Genomic DNA, 16,599 nt, shown 5'->3' on the forward strand with positions numbered 1-16,599 from the left:
CTCCTTATTGCACGGCTTTACGCGGCGCCATGGGGTCGGCCGGCAAAGTGAAAGAACGCAGATCGATGGTCGGCGCGCCATCGGCGCCCAGAAGGTGATCCAGAATGAGCAACTTGGCGTGAGCCAGGCCCTGGCTGAGCTGGCTGAAATACTGCTCCAGCACAAACGCCCGGCCCGCCGTGGCATAGGCCTTTTGTTCGGCCGTGAAACGCAGGTCCGCAGCCTGTGCGGCGGCATTCACTTCACGGGCGCTGGCCTGGGCCTGGTCACGGGCGGTGCTGGCTTGCAATTGGGCCTGGTTGGTCTGCTCGCTGGCGGCGCCGCGTTCGCGGGCAATCAGGGCCTGGGCTCCGATCTGCGCGGCCTGTACGGCGTGGTAGGCGTTGGCGGCGCCGGCCGGCGGGTGGATGGCTTCCACCACCGTGGCAAGGATTTCCACCCCGCTGTTCAGACGCTGCAAATCTGCTTGCACGGCGCGGCCGATTTCATCCGCCAGGCGGGTGCGCTGCTCACCGAGCAATTCATCAAGGGTGCGCGAGGCAAACTCATGCACGAGGATGCGGCTGGCGGTGCTACGGATCAGCGTCGGCACATCCGCGCTGTTATAGGTAGCGGCGAGCGCAGCCTGGTCGCTGAGGCCGATGCGGTAGACGAAACGCACGTCCATATTGACGATCTGAAAGCCCTGGGTGTCGCCCCGACGGCTGGCGATGACCTGGGATTTGTCGTTCACATGGCTGGCGTCCCAAAGACGATTGGCAATCAGCGGCGGCGGCCCTTCGGCGGGCGCCAGTGCCGGGGCAGCGGCGTCGCTGGCGCTGGTCGCCAGCTCATGCACCACGCCGTTTTCCACCGGCAACACACGCCCTAATGGCCAGGGCAATCCGGCGTGCAGCCCGGGGCCGAACACCTCGACCGGTTTACCGAAGCGCTCATAAATCCCACGGCCTTGCAGCGGGACTTCATGCACACCGGTCAACGCCCAACCAATCGCCAGCACCACCAGCAACACCGGTAAAAACGCTCGGCGCATGTAGGTAAATGCCCAGATCTGGCGCAGATCGATGCCGAAGCGGTTGTGCAATTCGTGCTGCAGCGCCAGCAACGGGCGCGGCGGCCAACGCAGCAGATTGGCGATAAAGCTCTGCGCCAGCAGGCGCGGTTCCAGCCGTGGCTGGCGCGGGCTGAACAGCGACAGCACGGCCCTGAGCAAAAACTCCAGCGCCACCAGCACCGGCAACAACCCAATAAGGGTCGCCAGACGCAGCGGCCACACCGATGCCTCACTGGCAAACAGCAGGCAAACCGCACTGATCACCAGGCAACCGATCGCCACCCGGCACAATTGCGCCAGCTGCGCGGCTTCTGGCCATTGCGCGGCGGTTTCCTGAGCCAACCGACGCTCGAACACCAGCACGCCAAATGCCAGGGCCAAGGCCAGCGCTGCGCCGATACTGGCGGATTGGCCGACCTGGGCGGCCGGCAACGTCAGGTTCCAGAACTCCACCACGCTGATCAGCGCCAGCAGCGACCAACCGCACAGCCACAACACCGGCGTACCCACCTGCGCCAGTAGCCCGCTACCGAAGCGCTCGAACAGCCGCGCCGACCAGCCGTTGGGCGCCTCGGAGGAGGCGATGGGCTCAGCCGTCGTCGGCTCCAGCGCCTGCGCGCGCCAATCCGCCACCCACCATGCCGATTGCAACCCAGCCACCAGCACCAGCAACGCCGAAGCGCAATTGATCAACACCACCGGCCAGATCGACAGCGGCGCAAACAGCGCGACAAACAACGCCAGTACCCAGCCGGTCACCGCCAGCACCGTCAGGCTGATACCGGCCTGGCGCAATCGACGGGCATGGAACAGCCCCTGCTGAAAACGCGGCAGGCCCTCCACCGAGGCGCCGTCAGCTTCTAGATCCACTTGCATCCCAACACGCCTGCTCGTACACAATTCGTTACGATATAACACAGAGCGTGAAATTTTTGTTCGCTTTGGGAGGGGCTTGCCCCCGATGAGGTGGGGTCAGCCTACACACGCATCGACTGCCAGGCAGCTATCGGGGGCAAGCCCCCCTCCCACCGTTGAGTGTCAGTCAAGAGCGTGATTAACCCCCCATAAACACGCGCTATCACTGGTGTAGGCCCGGAATAATCGGCACACTCCAGCGGGCTCACGGACAAGGAAGCGTCACCTCCCATGATTTCGATCTATCAGCTCAAACCGCGGTTTCAAAACCTGCTGCGTCCCCTCGTGCAGCGCCTCTACGACAACGGCACCACCGCCAACCAGATCACCGTGCTGGCAGGTGTTATTTCACTGCTGGTCGGCCTGTTGATCGCCGGCTTCGCCCAACACTTGTGGCTGTTTGCGCTGATCCCGCTGTGGATGATCCTGCGCATGGCGCTCAATGCCATCGACGGCATGCTCGCGCGGGAATTCGGCCAGCAGTCGCGCCTGGGTGCGTACCTCAATGAACTGTGCGACGTGATCGCCGACAGCGCGCTGATCCTGCCGTTTGCCCTGATCCCCGGCGTCAGCCTGGCGCCGGTATTGCTGGTGACGTTGCTGGCGGTGTTCAGCGAATACGCCGGCGTGCTGGGCCCGATGGTCGGTGCATCGCGCCGCTACGACGGGCCGATGGGCAAAAGCGACCGGGCCTTTGTGCTGGGCGTGTTGGCCACCGGTGTGGCGCTCGGCTGGTTGGGGGCCGTTTGGGTCGACACGGTGATGTGGCTGGTCGCCGCGCTGCTGGCCTACACCCTGGTTAACCGTGTGCGCCAAGGCATTAAAGAAGCTCAAACCACCTCCCCTTCTGCATAAAGGATTCTGCGATGCGCGAACAGCAAGAGCACACCTTCAGTACCCATGATGGCGTCGAGCTTTTCTATCGGCACTGGCCGGCCACCGCCCCAGCGGGCGGCGAGCCGCGTAAGGCAATCGTGTTGTTCCATCGCGGCCATGAGCATTCGGGGCGTATCGCGCATTTGGTCGACGAACTCGACTTGCCTCAGTTCGACTTCTTCGCCTGGGACGCCCGTGGCCATGGTCAGTCACCCGGCGAACGCGGCGACAGCCCCAGTTTTGCTACCAGTGCTCGCGATGTGCAGACCTTTTGCGACCATATCGGCGTCACCTACGGCATCGAGCAAGAGAACTTCGCCGTGGTCGCCCAAAGTGTCGGCGCGGTGATCGCTGCCACCTGGGTACATGATTACGCGCCGAAAATCCGCGCGCTGGTGCTCGCCTCTCCGGCGTTCAAGGTCAAGCTGTATGTGCCGTTCGCGCGGCCGGGCCTGGCCTTGATGCGCAAGTTTCGCGGCAACTTTTTCGTCAACAGCTATGTGAAGGCCAAGTTCCTCAGCCACGACCCGGAGCGCGTGGCGTCCTACGACAGCGACCCGCTGATCACCAAGGCGATTTCGGTCAACGTACTGCTGGGCCTGTACGAAGCTGCCGACCGGGTAGTAGCCGACGCCCAGGCGATCCAGGTGCCGACTCAGTTGTTGGTGTCTGGCGCCGACTTCGTGGTGCACCGCAAACCCCAGCAGCAGTTTTTCGACCGCCTCGGCAGCCTGAAAAAAGAACTGCATATCCTCCCCGGTTTCTTTCACGACACCCTCGGCGAACGCGACCGCGCGGTGGCGGTGAGCAGCGCACGGCGGTTTATTCTGCAGAACTTCACCCAACCGCTGGACCGCGCTTCGCTGCTGGATGCCGACAAACTGGGCGCCACCTGCGCCGAGTCCGAAGCCCTCGCCGCACCGCTGCCGCGCAACTCCCTGCGTGACCTTTACTGGCGCATGACCCGCGCCAGCATGGGCCTGGGCAAGAACCTGTCCGAAGGGGTCAAACTGGGCTTCGACACCGGTTTCGACTCGGGCAGCACCCTGGATTACGTATACCGCAACACCCCCACCGGCAAAGGCGCCCTGGGGCGGATGATCGACACCAATTACCTCAACTCCATCGGCTGGCGCGGCATTCGCCAACGCAAGTTGAACGTCGAAGAACTGCTGCGCCTGGCCATGACCAGGTTGCGCGATGAACAGCGCGCGGTGCGCATCGTCGACATCGCCGCCGGCCATGGCCGTTACATTCTGGAGGCGTTGCAAGGGGTGACACCGCTGCCGGAATCAATCCTGCTGCGCGACTACAGCGACATCAATGTGCGCGACGGTGGCGCGCTGATCCGCGAAAAGGGCCTGGGGGATATCGCGCAGTTCGTCAAAGGCGACGCGTTTGACCGCCAGGATCTGGCGGCGCTGGAACCCAAGCCGACCCTGGCCGTGGTGTCCGGGCTGTACGAATTGTTCGCCGATAACGCCATGGTCGGCGGCTCGCTGGCCGGCTTGGCCGAGGCGCTGGAGCCTGGCGGTTATCTGGTCTACACCGGCCAGCCATGGCACCCGCAGCTGGAGCTGATCGCCCGCGCGCTGACCAGCCATCGCCAGGGTCAGGCCTGGGTCATGCGTCGGCGCAGCCAGGCGGAAATGGACCAGCTGGTGGAAGCCGCCGGTTTCCGCAAAATTACCCAGCGCGTGGATGAGTGGGGCATTTTCACCGTGTCCCTGGCCCAGAAGATCTGATCATGCGCGAACCCGGCCTGTTAAAGCCTGCCGTTCTGTGGCTGCTACTGTTGGCACCGCTGTTTTTCAGCACCTACGGCTTTGCCACATGGGTCACCAGCCAGCGCAGCGATGTCGGCACACTGGTGTTCGATTGGGAAAGCCATATGCCTTTTTGGGCCTGGACCATCGTGCCCTACTGGTCCATTGACCTGCTGTATGGCTTCTCCCTGCTGCTGCCCAACAGCCGCCATGAATTGAAACAACACGCCCTGCGCTTGCTGTCCGCCCAGGTCATCGCTGTCAGCTGCTTTTTGATCTGGCCGCTGCGCTTCACCTTCGAGCGGCCCGAACTGGATGGCGTATTCGGCTGGTTGTTTGCCGTACTGGCGGGCTTCGACAAACCCTTCAACCAGGCGCCCTCGCTGCATATCGCGCTGCTGGTGATTCTGTGGGTGATGTACCAGCGGCACGCTCAAGGCGTGTGGCGCTGGGTGGTACATGGCTGGTTTGCCTTGATCGGTATTTCCGTACTGACTACTTATCAACATCACTTTATCGACTTACCCACAGGCGCCCTTGCCGGCTGGCTGTGCGTGTGGTTGTGGCCGGTGGAGCACCCGAGCCCGCTGCTGAATGCCCACCTGGCCCGCGACCCTAAGCGCTGGCATTTAGGGTTGCGCTACGGGCTGATGGCCGTGGCCCTGGCAATACTGGCATTGGCGTTTGGCGGCGGCTGGTTATGGCTGCTGTGGCCGGCGGTGTCGCTGGGGTTGGTCAGTACGAACTATTGCGTGCTGGGCGCTGCCGGTTTTCAAAAACGCAGCGATGGTCGACTGACGCCAGCCGCTCGCTGGCTGTACGCCCCTTACCTGGCCGGGGCGTGGATAAATTCGCGGCTATGGACACGCAAACATCCCCAGCCGGATCTGATTGTGGATAACGTCTGGCTCGGGCGAATTCCCACAACTGGCGAGCAAACTTCCTTCAACGCCATCGTCGATCTATGCGCAGAGTTACCGATTCATCCACAGGGCCGTGCCTATCAGTGCATTCCGGTGTTGGACCTGACCACGCCCACACCCGCCGAGTGCCTGCAAGCGGCCCAGGCCATCGAGCGTTTGCACGACGACGGCCCATTGCTGGTGTGCTGCGCCCTGGGTTATTCGCGCAGCGCCACCGCCGTCGCCGCCTGGTTGCTAAACAGCGGGCGCGCCGCAACGGTGGATGAGGCGCTGGCTATGATTCGTACAGCGCGGGCCGAAGTGGTCCTGCATCCTGCTCACCGTTTAGCCCTGGAGGGTTTGCCCCTTGCCCGCTGATATGGAACTCCAGATCGTCGCAAGCCTGCTGCGCCGTGGCCGCTCGCTGGATCAGTTATCCACAGGCCTTACGCTGGTCGGTGTATTGTTCGGCCTCGCTCAATTGCTGATGGCCAGCGTGTCGCCGATTTGCCTGTTGCTCAGCCTGTGGATGATTATTCTTGGCTTGCTGCAAAAGTATTGGGCGCTGCGCGTGGCCTTCGATGCAGACCTGTTTGCGTTGCTGGCCCGTGACACCGAACGCACCGCCGACCTCGACCAAGCACTGCAAAGCCTGGGCCTGCAATCGGCCAAGCGCGCCGGCCGGCCTTGGGCCGAGCGCCGTCGCGGCGCCCTCAAACTGCTGCGCAAACAAGCCTGGTTGCTAGGCGCGCAAGCCCTGCTGACCCTGGCCGTGATCCTCGCCAGCCCTTGGCTGCCTTTTGCCGGATAAGGAATTCCCATGTTCGAACCTGTGGTTGCCACGCTGATTACCTCCATGGCCCGCACCGTCACCGGCGCCCGCAGCCTGTGGCTGGGTTGCGCGCCGGTGCCGGTGCAACGTATCTACTTCGCCAACCACAGCAGCCACGGCGACTTTGTGCTGCTGTGGGCCTCGCTGCCGCAAAATCTGCGCGCATTCACGCGGCCCGTGGCCGGTAGCGACTACTGGAACAAGAGCGCCCTGCGTCGCTACATCATCAACCGCGTATTCAATGGCGTGCTGATTGATCGGGAGCGCAAAGAGCCTGTGGATAACCCCTTGCAGCCGATGCTCGATGCCCTTGAGGGCGGCGATTCACTGATCATTTTTCCCGAAGGCACGCGCAATCTGGAAGACGGACTGCTGCCATTCAAAAGCGGCCTCTACCACCTGGCAAAAAGTTACCCACAGGCCGAGCTGGTACCGGTGTGGATAGCCAACCTCAACCGGGTCATGCCCAAGGGCCGCGTTCTGCCGCTGCCGCTGCTGTGTACCACCAGCTTCGGCGCACCGCTGCACCTGGAGGACGGCGAAGACAAAGCCACGTTCCTCGCCCGTACCCGCGATGCCTTGCTCGCCCTCGCCCCGGAGCATTTCTGATATGCCTAGCCAAACCCTGATGTTGTTCGGCGGGATCGGCGCGATCCTGGTGCTGGCGTCGTTGATCGGGCTGATCCTCAAACTGCGCACCCGTGGCACGCCAAACGCGGTGATCGACAACCTCAACGCACGCATCAATGCCTGGTGGGTGATGGTGGTGGTGATCGGCATTGCCTTCTGGCTCGGCACCGGCGCGGTGATCCTGTTGTTCTACGCCGTGTCGTTCTATGCCCTGCGCGAATTCCTGACCCTCACGCCCACCCGACGCAGCGACTACCCCGCGCTGGTGGCCGCGTTCTACCTGGCGCTGCCGCTGCAATACCTGCTGATTTACTCGGACTGGTACGGCTTGTTCTCGATCTTTATCCCGGTGTACGTGTTCCTGCTGCTGCCGATCCTCGCGTCCCTGGGCGGCGACAGTACGCACTTTCTGGAGCGCGCGTCGAAAGTGCAGTGGGGGCTGATGATCGCGGTGTTCTGCGTGTCGTTCGTGCCAGCGCTATTGACCCTCGACATTCCCGGCTACGAAGGCCGCAACTTGCTGCTGATCGCCTACCTGGTGATCGTGGTGCAACTGTCGGACGTGCTGCAGTACGTGTGCGGCAAGTTATTCGGCAAACGTAAGATCGCGCCCAACCTGTCGCCGTCCAAAACCGTGGAAGGCTTCGTCGGCGGGATTCTGCTGTCCTCCCTGATCGGCGCGGCGTTGTGGTGGACCACGCCGTTCAACCCGTGGCAGTCATTCCTGATCGCCTTGCTGATCAATCTGCTCGGCTTCGCCGGCGGGATTGTGATGTCGGCGATCAAGCGCGACCGGGGGGTGAAGGACTGGGGGCATATGATCGAAGGTCATGGCGGTATGCTGGATCGGCTGGATTCGGTGTGCTTTGCGGCGCCGATTTTTTTTCATCTGGTGCGCTACTGGTGGACCTGACATCACCGCACTTAAACAGCTAATAATCAAAAAGTGGGAGGGGTAAAACCCTCCCACTTTTTGTTACAAAGACCCGTGTAAGATACGCCGCACTCAGCCAGGGATGCTCACCATGTTCGATTCGCTTAAAGCCATCAGCCGCCGTGTTGTGGGCGTGTTTCTGACTCTGGTGGGGGCCGTGTTTGGCCAGTGGCATCCGCCGCGCTGGCTGCGTGCTATTGGCCATGGCCTGGCGAATCTGGGCCACAAGGCGCGTGCTTATCCACGCCAAGCCGGTGCCGGGGTTTTGGGCCTGATGCTGCTGGCGGCCATGGGCTTTTATGGCTGGCAGTGGTATTCCAACTTGCCGCAGCCGCACACCGTGGGCTACTCGCTGCACAAACCTAATTTGACCGACTACACACAGCCATCCCCCGTTGTGGATAACTTGCAGGTGCGTTTTGCCGAATCGGTGGCCCCGTTGGCGGCCATCGGCAAAACGGTGAGCGAAGGCATCAGCCTCAAACCTGCCGTGGCCGGCACCTGGCGCTGGGCCGATGACCACACCTTGTTGTTCGTACCGGAGAAAGACTGGCCTGTAGACGCGGGTTACACCCTGGACCTGGCCAAGAAAAACCTGCTGGCCGATGGCGTATTGCTCAGCCAATACAGCAGCCAGTTTTCCACCCAGCCCTTCCGCGCCACCTTGGCGCAAAACGAGCTGTATCAAGACCCGTCCAACCCGACGCTAAAACAGCTGGTAGCCACCTTCCATTTTTCCCACCCGGTAGATGAAGACAGCCTACGTAAGCGCGTGTCGGTCATCCTCGGCAAAGGCCTGGCGTACCGTGATGCGCAGCTGCCCAATCGCCCGGAAATCACCTTCGACGAGCACAAACTCAACGCCTATGTGCGCTCCGCCGCACTGGCCACGCCGCTGGAAAGCACGCCCGTCAGTGCCAAGTTGGATGAAGGCATCAAGGCCCGCGACGGTGGCAACGCCAGCACTGCACCGCTGATAGCGGAAGTGACCGTGCCCGGGCGTTATCGCCTGACGTTTACCGGTGCCGAAGTAAGCTTTGTGGATAACGCACGCGGCGAGCCGGAGCCGGTGCTGATGTTCAGCAGTTCCAGCGCCGTAGCCGATGACACCATCGCCGGTAAGGTGCAGGCCTGGCTGTTGCCGGAAAAAGCCGAGGACGATACCCGTCCCTACACCACCGTCGACATCGACGATGCCCTGCTCGCCCGTAGCACCAAAGTCAGCCTCACCCACGTGCCCAGCGTGGAACCGCTGAACACCCTGCACGCGTTCAAGTTCAAGGCCCCGGCCGGCCGGGCCCTTTATGTGCGCGTACCCGCCAATTTGGAAGCTATCGGCGGCTACTTGGCGAAAAATCCCACGGCGTCCCTGATAAGCATGCCGGCGTATCCGCGCACGTTGCAGTTTCTGTCCGACGGCGCGTTGCTCAGCCTCAACGGCGAAAAGCGCTTGGGCTTCATGGCCCGTGGCGTGCCCGGCGCCCATGTGGAAATTGCGCGCCTGCTGCCTAATCAGCTGCAGCACCTGGTGGATCAGAGCAGCGGCAGCTTCGCCCGCCCCAATTTCGGTAACGAGTACTTCGATCGCATGGTCGAGCGTCAGGCACTGGACATTCCCCTGTCGTCCAACGACCCGGCCAAAACCGTCTACGACAATGTGGACCTGAGCCACTACCTCACCGCCAACGGCGGCCGGCGCGGTATTTTTGTACTTAAGCTCAGCCCCCAGGATGAACAGGCCGAACGCACCTTCGACTATGACCGCAGCGGCACCCGCGACCTGCGGTTTATCGTGGTGACCGACCTGGGCATCATCGCCAAACGTTCCAGCGATGGCAGCCACGATGTGTATGTGCAATCCATCGGCAACGGTTCTCCGGTGGCCGATGCGCAGGTCGACATCATTGGTCGCAACGGCCTGCCGGTCGCCAGTGGCCATTCGGATGCCGAAGGCCACGCGCATTTCGCCAAGCTCGATGAACTGCGCCGTGAGAAAACGCCGCTGATGTATGTGGTCACTCGCGGCAATGACCAGTCCTTCCTGCCCATTGCCCGTCAGTCCCAACAACTGGATTTATCGCGTTTTGATGTAGGCGGCTTGGAAGAAGACGGTGCGATCGATCGCCTCAGCGCTTACCTGTTCACCGACCGCGGCCTGTACCGGCCCGGCGAAACCGCGCACCTGGGCATGATCGTGCGCAGTGGTAACTGGAAAGGCGCCCTGCAAGGCTTGCCGGTGGAACTGCAAATCACCGATCCACGCGGCCTGGAAGTGATCCGCCAGCCGCTGAAGCTGTCCGCCAGCGGTTTTGAGAGTTTTGATTTCCCCAGCAGCGAAGTCGCCCCCGCCGGGGATTACACCGCAACTCTGCAGCTGATCGGCCAGAAACAGACGCGCACCGACCTGGGCAGCGTCAACTTCAAGGTGCGTGACTTCGAACCGGACCGCATGAAAGTCAGCCTGAGCCTGCACGACACCCCGGTGGCGGGTTGGATTGCGCCGGACCAAGTGGTGGCCAAGGTCACTGCCATGCACCTGTTCGGCGCGCCGGCGGCGGACCGTCGCGTCACCGGCAAGATGTCCCTGAGCCCGACGCTCGCGGCCTTTGATCGCTACCCCGATTACCGCTTCCGTCTTAACGACTCTCTGGAAGACGCAAGCACCGAAGACCTCGCCGAAAGCACACTCGACGACAACGGCCAAGCCGTGCTCGACCTAAACCTGCAACGTTTCGCCAACAGCACTTACCGCCTGCAAGTGATGACCCAGGTGTATGAAGCCGAGGGCGGTCGCAATGTGGCAGCGCAGAGTGCCTTGCTGGTGTCGTCCGCGCCCTACTTGGTAGGTGTGAAAAGTCAGGATTCGCTGTCGTACGTTGCCAAGGATGCGCCGCGCCAGGTGCAATGGCTGGCGGTGGCACCGGACCTCACGCCGCTGGCGGTGGATGGCCTGACCAGCGAAGTGGTCGAGCACCGCTATGTCTCGGTGCTGGTGAAACAATCCAACGGTACCTACAAGTACGAGTCGCGCATCAAGAACATCAGCCAGCCGGCCTCACCGCTGGCGATGACCAAGGACGGCGCTACACAGACGTTGAACACCGCGACACCGGGCGACTTCACCCTGCAAGTCAAGGACGCCAACGGCAACCTGCTCAACCAGATCGACTACAGCGTCGCTGGCCATGGCAATACCTCACGCTCTCTGGAGCGCAACGCCGAACTGCGATTGCGCCTGGATAAACGCAGCTATGCCACCGGTGACGAGATCGCTATCAGCCTGCGGGCGCCGTACACCGGGGCGGGTCTGATCACCATCGAACGGGACAAGGTCTACACCCAGCAGTGGTTCAAGGCCGACAGCACCACCAGCGTGCAACATATCCGCGTGCCTGCGGGCCTTGAGGGCAATGCCTACGTTAACGTGCAGTTCGTACGCGATATGGGCTCGCCGGAGGTGTACATGAGCCCGTTGTCCTACGGGGTGGTGCCGTTCAGCATCAACCTGGATGCACGGCGCATGGCGTTGAAAGTGGAAGGCCCGGCGAAGATCGAGCCGGGGCAGACATTGGACATCAAAGTCAGCACCGATCGGCCGGGCCGTGCAGTGGTGTACGCGGTGGACGAAGGCATCTTGCAGGTGGCGCGCTATCAGACGCCGGACCCGCTGGGGTTCTTCTTCCAGAAGCGCGCGTTGGAGGTCGGCACCAGTCAGATCCTTGACCTTATCCTGCCGGAATTCAGCCACCTGCTCAGTGGCGCGGCGCCCGGTGGCGATACGGAAGGCGCCCTGGCCAATCATCTCAACCCGTTCAAGCGCAAGCACCAGCCACCAGTGGCCTGGTGGTCCGGCCTGGTGGATTTGCCGGCCGGTGAAACCATGCTGCACTACCAGGTGCCGGACAGCTTCAACGGTAAGTTGCACCTGTTCGCGGTAGCGGTGGACAGCGACAGCGTTGGCGTCAGCGAAGCCAACACCGAAGTGCGCGGCCCCATCGTGATCACGCCAAACATACCCGCCTTCGTGGCGCCGGGTGACGTGTTCAATGTCAGCGCCGGGGTGTTCAGCAATCTCGACGCGGCGGCGGACGTGAAGTTTGAACTGCAAACCAGCACCGGTCTGGTGGTACAGGGTGACAAGGGCAGCACGTTGTCCTTGCAACCGCGCAAGGAAGGCACCGCCGAATTCAAGATCAAGGTCGGCGAAACCCTGGGTTCGGCAGACCTGCGCTTTGTCGCGGTGCTGCCGGACGGCAAACGTATTCAAGTGGCCGAAACCACGTCGGTCCGTCCTCTGAGCGAGCATCGCGTGGCCCTGAGCCTGGGTCGCTTCGACAGCGCCAGCAAAGAACTGAAACCGACCCGCGAACTGTTCGGCCAACTGCGCGACGTGCAACTGGGCGTGGCTGCTTCGCCGCTGGTATGGGCCAACGGCCTCAAGCATTACTTGGATGACTACGGCTATGCCTGCACCGAGCAATTGGTGTCCAAGGCCATGCCGGCGTTGATTTGGGGCCGCACGGCACCGGAGGCTGAGCAAGCCTTCGGCAGTGCGGTACGCATGCTGCGCCAGCGCCAGAACCAGGCCGGTGGCTTCGGTTTGTGGGCTGCCAACCCCGACGTGGCGCCGTACGCCAGCCTATACGCCACCGACTTCCTGATCGAAGCCAAGGAGCGCGGGCTGCCGGTACCGGAAGACCTGTTGGTTCGCTCGAATGCTTATCTGACAGACCTGGCCAATGGTCCTAGCGAGGGCCTGTCGGAATTGCGCAATCGCGCCTACGCCAGTTACCTGTTGAGCCGTCAGGGGATTCTGGTCAGCGGCGCCTTGAGCGATATCCGCGAACGTTACGAAAGCTACTTCAAAGACACCTGGCAGAACGACCTGGGCGCAGCTTACTTGGCCGCCAGCTACAAGTTGCTCAAACAGGATCGTCAGGCCGATGCCTTGTTCCGCAAAATCCCATGGCGCGCCCTTGTGGATAAGTGGGACAGCGACGGCCTGTATTACGACCCGCTGGTACACGATGCTGAACACCTGCACCTGCTGGCCCGGCACTTCCCGCAAATGCTGGACGACGTACCGACAGCGTTGCTGGATAAACTCGGCAAGCGCCTCAACGAACAGCGCTACAACTCGCTGTCGGCCGCCCTGCTGCTGCGCGCCCTGGACAACTACGGCCAGCGGGCGCAAAGCGACATGACCCTCAAGGCCAGCGCCTGGTTGAGCGACAAGCAGCAACAACTGTTGGAGATGGCCGGCCAGCCGCCGCGCGCTGCCGTGCCGGCGGCCACGAAGAAGCTGGTGATGGAGAAGTCCGACGGCCCGGCGGCGTTTTACATGCTCAGCGAAGCCGGTTTCGACAAGGGTGCCAAGCTCAAGCCAATCAACAATGGCCTGGAAATCATCCACGAGTACCTCGATCTCAAGGGCGAGCCCATAAGCAAGGTGGCCGTGGGCGATGAATTCTTGGTGCGCCTGCGTCTGCGTGCCACTGACCGCGACCAAGTGCAGCAAGTGGCGGTGGTCGATCTGCTGCCTGGCGGCGTCGAGCCTGTGTATAACTTGCCGCCGGAGCCGGAAGCGGCGAGCACTGAGGAAAGTGAAGGCGAAGGTGACGACGCCGAGTACGTGGAAACCAGTGAAGACAGCCAAGAGGCGGACACGTGGCAAGCCCCCATCGGCGAAACCGAGCTGAGTAACTGGCAGCCGGATTATGTGGACGTACGCGATGATCGAGTGGTGTTGTACGGCACTGCGCTGCGTGACGCAGGCACCTTCGTGTACCGCGTGCGCGCCACCAACGCGGGGACCTTCAATACCCCGCCGGCCTACGCCGAAGGCATGTACGAAACCACCCTGCAAGGGCGCGGCAAAGTAGGCCAGCTTGAAATTACCAAGCCTTAAGCGCCTGACGCCGCTGCTCGCAGCGGCGGTGGTGCTGGCGGGGCTGCGCCTGTGGCCCCATGCCCCGCTGGAACGGGCCGTTACTTCATCACGGGTGGTGCTGGCCGACGACGGCGCGCTACTGCGCATGACCTTGGCGGATGACGGCCAATACCGTCTATGGCTACCGCTGGAGCGGATATCGCCTTCATTGATCGAAGCCTTATTGCTCAAGGAGGATCGCAACTTCTACTGGCACCCGGGGATCAATCCCCCGGCATTGCTGCGCGCGGCCCTTGCTACCTACAGTGGCGGCCAGCGCCAGGGTGGGTCGACCCTGAGCATGCAACTGGCGCGGCGCCTGTGGGACCTGAACACTCGCCAGGTACCGGGCAAGTTGCAGCAGATGGCCTTGGCGCTGTGGCTGGAGGCGCGCTACAGCAAGCACGACATCCTTGAGGCCTACCTCAACCTGGCGCCCATGGGCGGCAATATCGAGGGGGCCGAGGCGGCCAGTCGTATCTACTTCGGTAAATCGGCAGCGCAGTTGTCACTATCCGAAGCGCTGGCGCTGGCGGTGATTCCGCAGCAACCGGGGCGGCGTGCGCGTTTCGGGCCGTCGCTGCAAAACGCACGGCTGCGCTTGATGGCCGACTGGCGCGAGACTTATCCACAAGACCCGCGCAACGACAGCCTGCTCGACCTGCCGCTGGAGGCGCGCAATCGCCAGCAGATCCCGTTTCTGGCGCCGCACCTGAGCGAACAGCTGCTGGCCTCCGAGATCGGCACGCAAATCAACAGCACCCTCAACCTGCCGCTCCAGCAATTGCTGGAACGTCTGATCAGCGGTTTTATCGCCGAGCGCCGCAGCACCGGCGTGGAAAACGCCACGGCCATCCTGATCGACAGCCGCGACCAGAGCGTCAAGGCGCTGGTGGGCTCGGCGGATTACTTATCCACAGGCATCCACGGCCAGGTCAACGGCGTGTTGTCGCGACGCTCGCCGGGGTCGACGCTCAAGCCCTTTCTGTACGGGCTGGCGCTGGACCAGGGGATTATCCATCCCATGAGTATCCTCAAGGATTTGCCCAGTAACTTCGGCTACTTCCAGCCGGAAAATTTCGACGGCAGTTTTGTCGGCCCGCTGACGGCGCGGGATGCTTTGATCCGTAGTCGCAATATCCCGGCGGTGTGGCTGGCCAGCCAGGTCAAGTCGCCGTCGTTGTATGGTTTGCTGCAACGCGCCGGCATCAAAGGCCTGCGCGATGAGAGCCATTACGGCCTGGCCCTCGCCCTTGGCGGCGGCGAAATGACTCCGGAAGAGTTGGCGCGGCTGTACGTGATGCTAGCGGGCGACGGGCATCTGCGGGCGTTGCGCTATGTGCAGGAACAAGCGCCATCCACAGGGGCGCAATTGCTCACCCCTCAGGCCGCCTTCATGGTGCGCGATATGCTGCGCCGCAACCCGCGTCCGGATGGCCTGCCCGCGCGCCATTGGCGCACCGCATGGAAAACCGGCACGTCCTGGGGCTTTCATGATGCGTGGAGCGCCGGCCTGGTGGGTCCGTATGTGTTGGTGGTGTGGGTAGGTAACTTCGACGGTCGCCCGAACCCGGCGTTTATCGGCGCCAAGACCGCCGCGCCGCTGTTCTTCCGTATCGCCGACGCCTTGCCCCTGGCCTTGCCCAACGTGGTGATCAAACCCGACAAACCGCCCGCCGGGCTGGTACGCATCGACGTCTGCGCCGCCTCCGGCGAACTGCCCAACCGCTGGTGCCCGCAAACCCGCAAGACCTGGTACATCCCAGGCGTCTCACCGATTCGCGTGTCCAACCTGCACCGCCCGGTACTTATCGACACTCGCACCGGCAAAGCCGCTTGCCCACCGTTCGAGGCGCAATACACCCGCGAGGAAGTCTTCGAATTCTGGCCCAGCGACGTACAACGCCTGTACCGCGCCGCCGGCCTGCCGCGCCGCACACCGCCCAACGTGATGAAAAACTGCCAGCCCAACCGCATCAGCGACCAGAGCGAAGCGCCGCAGATTCGTTCGCCGTTGACCCAAGTGAGTTACCAACTGCGCCTGTCCCAGCCCCAGGAAAGCATCCCGCTTAACGCGAACGCGGCCAGCGACGCCGCAACGCTGTATTGGTTCGCCGACCAGACCTTGATCGGCCAGGGCCCGCCACAGGCCACGCTGAATTGGCGACCGGGAAAGTCGGGGAATTATCGGTTGCGGGTCAGTGACGATCAGGGCCGCAGTGCGAGTCGGGGCTTGCGGGTGGAGTTTGTGCCTTAGGCATGCCGCTTGTTCTCAACAACCTCTACGTAGCTGGACTCCCCTCCTCCCACAGCCCCCGACAACCAACCCCATACAAAACTCAGGATAGTACGCCCGGTCTGATCCACACCCACCGTGCCCCGCGACCAACCGGACAGCAGTTCACCGTCCAGTGTCAGACAATGAAAAAGCAGCTCGATGGTATCGACTCCGGTTACGCGTCCGACTTGCATGCCTAGGCGAATTCGACCGCCCTTGTAGGTGCTGGAAATAGCGTCACCCTCAACAAGGTAGTGAAACACCGTGCCGGCACCGGATAGCCCGTGGGTATTGTTGGTGACCGCAAATCGACGATTGTGCAAACGCTCGCCAAGTTGGGAAAAGGTTGGTGTCATCTGCGTCGCGTCCTTGCATAGGCGCCTGGTGACCCAGAATGTGGTTACCAACAACATAGTTTGACACAGCCCATCCAGTAAACCGGGGCCTGTAGCTTGATCCTGGATCCATACAACAGCAACATAG

10 protein-coding genes are annotated in these 16,599 nt (G+C 62.5%); 8 read left to right on the top strand and 2 right to left on the bottom strand.

From position 1 onward, the window contains the following. Window positions 1–4: 4 nt before the first annotated feature. A complete protein-coding gene (gene hflK / locus ABX75_RS16295) occupies window positions 5–1,930 on the bottom strand; it encodes a protease modulator HflK (protein WP_047882294.1) in 1,926 nt (641 codons plus the stop codon). A 270-nt stretch (window positions 1,931–2,200) separates the two neighbouring features. On the opposite strand from hflK, the gene ABX75_RS16300 reads away from it, so the two are divergent. The 8 genes from ABX75_RS16300 to pbpC all read left to right on the top strand — a co-directional run bounded on the left by ABX75_RS16300 (window position 2,201) and on the right by pbpC (window position 16,095). Then, window positions 2,201–2,824, top strand: coding sequence for a CDP-alcohol phosphatidyltransferase family protein (locus ABX75_RS16300; RefSeq protein WP_047882295.1), 624 nt, complete (start codon window positions 2,201–2,203; stop codon window positions 2,822–2,824). A gap of 11 nt (window positions 2,825–2,835) precedes the next feature. Then, a complete protein-coding gene (locus ABX75_RS16305; protein WP_034101578.1) occupies window positions 2,836–4,590 on the top strand; it encodes a bifunctional alpha/beta hydrolase/class I SAM-dependent methyltransferase in 1,755 nt (584 codons plus the stop codon). Between the two features lie 2 nt (window positions 4,591–4,592). After that, the gene (locus tag ABX75_RS16310; RefSeq protein ID WP_034115501.1) at window positions 4,593–5,891 is read left to right on the top strand and encodes a phosphatase PAP2/dual specificity phosphatase family protein; all 1,299 of its coding nucleotides are present in this window, start codon (window positions 4,593–4,595) and stop codon (window positions 5,889–5,891) included. Next, window positions 5,881–6,324 carry a hypothetical protein gene (locus ABX75_RS16315; protein ID WP_040266648.1) on the top strand — a complete coding sequence of 148 codons (444 nt, stop codon included), beginning with the start codon at window positions 5,881–5,883 and terminating at the stop codon, window positions 6,322–6,324. The genes ABX75_RS16310 and ABX75_RS16315 overlap by 11 nt, the downstream gene beginning before the upstream one ends. Before the next feature lie 9 nt (window positions 6,325–6,333). After that, window positions 6,334–6,954 (top strand): 1-acyl-sn-glycerol-3-phosphate acyltransferase, encoded by a 621-nt coding sequence (locus ABX75_RS16320; protein WP_034101581.1) that lies wholly within the window; start codon window positions 6,334–6,336, stop codon window positions 6,952–6,954. 1 nt (window position 6,955) lies between these two features. After that, window positions 6,956–7,888, top strand: a complete 933-nt coding sequence (locus ABX75_RS16325) for a phosphatidate cytidylyltransferase (RefSeq protein ID WP_034101582.1) — start codon at window positions 6,956–6,958, stop codon at window positions 7,886–7,888. A gap of 112 nt (window positions 7,889–8,000) precedes the next feature. Then, window positions 8,001–13,817 (top strand): alpha-2-macroglobulin, encoded by a 5,817-nt coding sequence (locus tag ABX75_RS16330; RefSeq protein WP_047882296.1) that lies wholly within the window; start codon window positions 8,001–8,003, stop codon window positions 13,815–13,817. Continuing rightward, on the top strand, window positions 13,798–16,095 hold the full coding sequence (gene pbpC / locus ABX75_RS16335; RefSeq protein WP_047882297.1) for a penicillin-binding protein 1C: 2,298 nt from the start codon (window positions 13,798–13,800) through the stop codon (window positions 16,093–16,095). Before ABX75_RS16330 ends, pbpC begins: the two co-directional genes overlap by 20 nt. Here the strand turns inward: pbpC and ABX75_RS16340 are convergent. Next, window positions 16,092–16,472, bottom strand: coding sequence for a hypothetical protein (locus ABX75_RS16340; RefSeq protein ID WP_034115504.1), 381 nt, complete (start codon window positions 16,470–16,472; stop codon window positions 16,092–16,094). The two genes, pbpC and ABX75_RS16340, sit on opposite strands and share 4 nt — an antisense overlap. Window positions 16,473–16,599 lie beyond the last annotated feature (127 nt).

It is taken from the genome of Pseudomonas sp. ARP3, assembly GCF_001029595.1.
Classification (GTDB): Bacteria; Pseudomonadota; Gammaproteobacteria; order Pseudomonadales; family Pseudomonadaceae; genus Aquipseudomonas; species Aquipseudomonas rhodesiae.

Bases quoted from the DNA above. Each gene is read 5' to 3' on its own strand.
- hflK (WP_047882294.1), bottom strand. From the start codon at position 1,930: ATGCAAGTGGATCTAGAAGCTGACGGCGCCTCGGTGGAGGGCCTGCCG.
- ABX75_RS16300 (WP_047882295.1), top strand. From the start codon at position 2,201: ATGATTTCGATCTATCAGCTCAAACCGCGGTTTCAAAACCTGCTGCGT.
- ABX75_RS16305 (WP_034101578.1), top strand. From the start codon at position 2,836: ATGCGCGAACAGCAAGAGCACACCTTCAGTACCCATGATGGCGTCGAG.
- ABX75_RS16310 (WP_034115501.1), top strand. From the start codon at position 4,593: ATGCGCGAACCCGGCCTGTTAAAGCCTGCCGTTCTGTGGCTGCTACTG.
- ABX75_RS16320 (WP_034101581.1), top strand. From the start codon at position 6,334: ATGTTCGAACCTGTGGTTGCCACGCTGATTACCTCCATGGCCCGCACC.
- ABX75_RS16325 (WP_034101582.1), top strand. From the start codon at position 6,956: ATGCCTAGCCAAACCCTGATGTTGTTCGGCGGGATCGGCGCGATCCTG.
- ABX75_RS16330 (WP_047882296.1), top strand. From the start codon at position 8,001: ATGTTCGATTCGCTTAAAGCCATCAGCCGCCGTGTTGTGGGCGTGTTT.
- ABX75_RS16340 (WP_034115504.1), bottom strand. From the start codon at position 16,472: ATGACACCAACCTTTTCCCAACTTGGCGAGCGTTTGCACAATCGTCGA.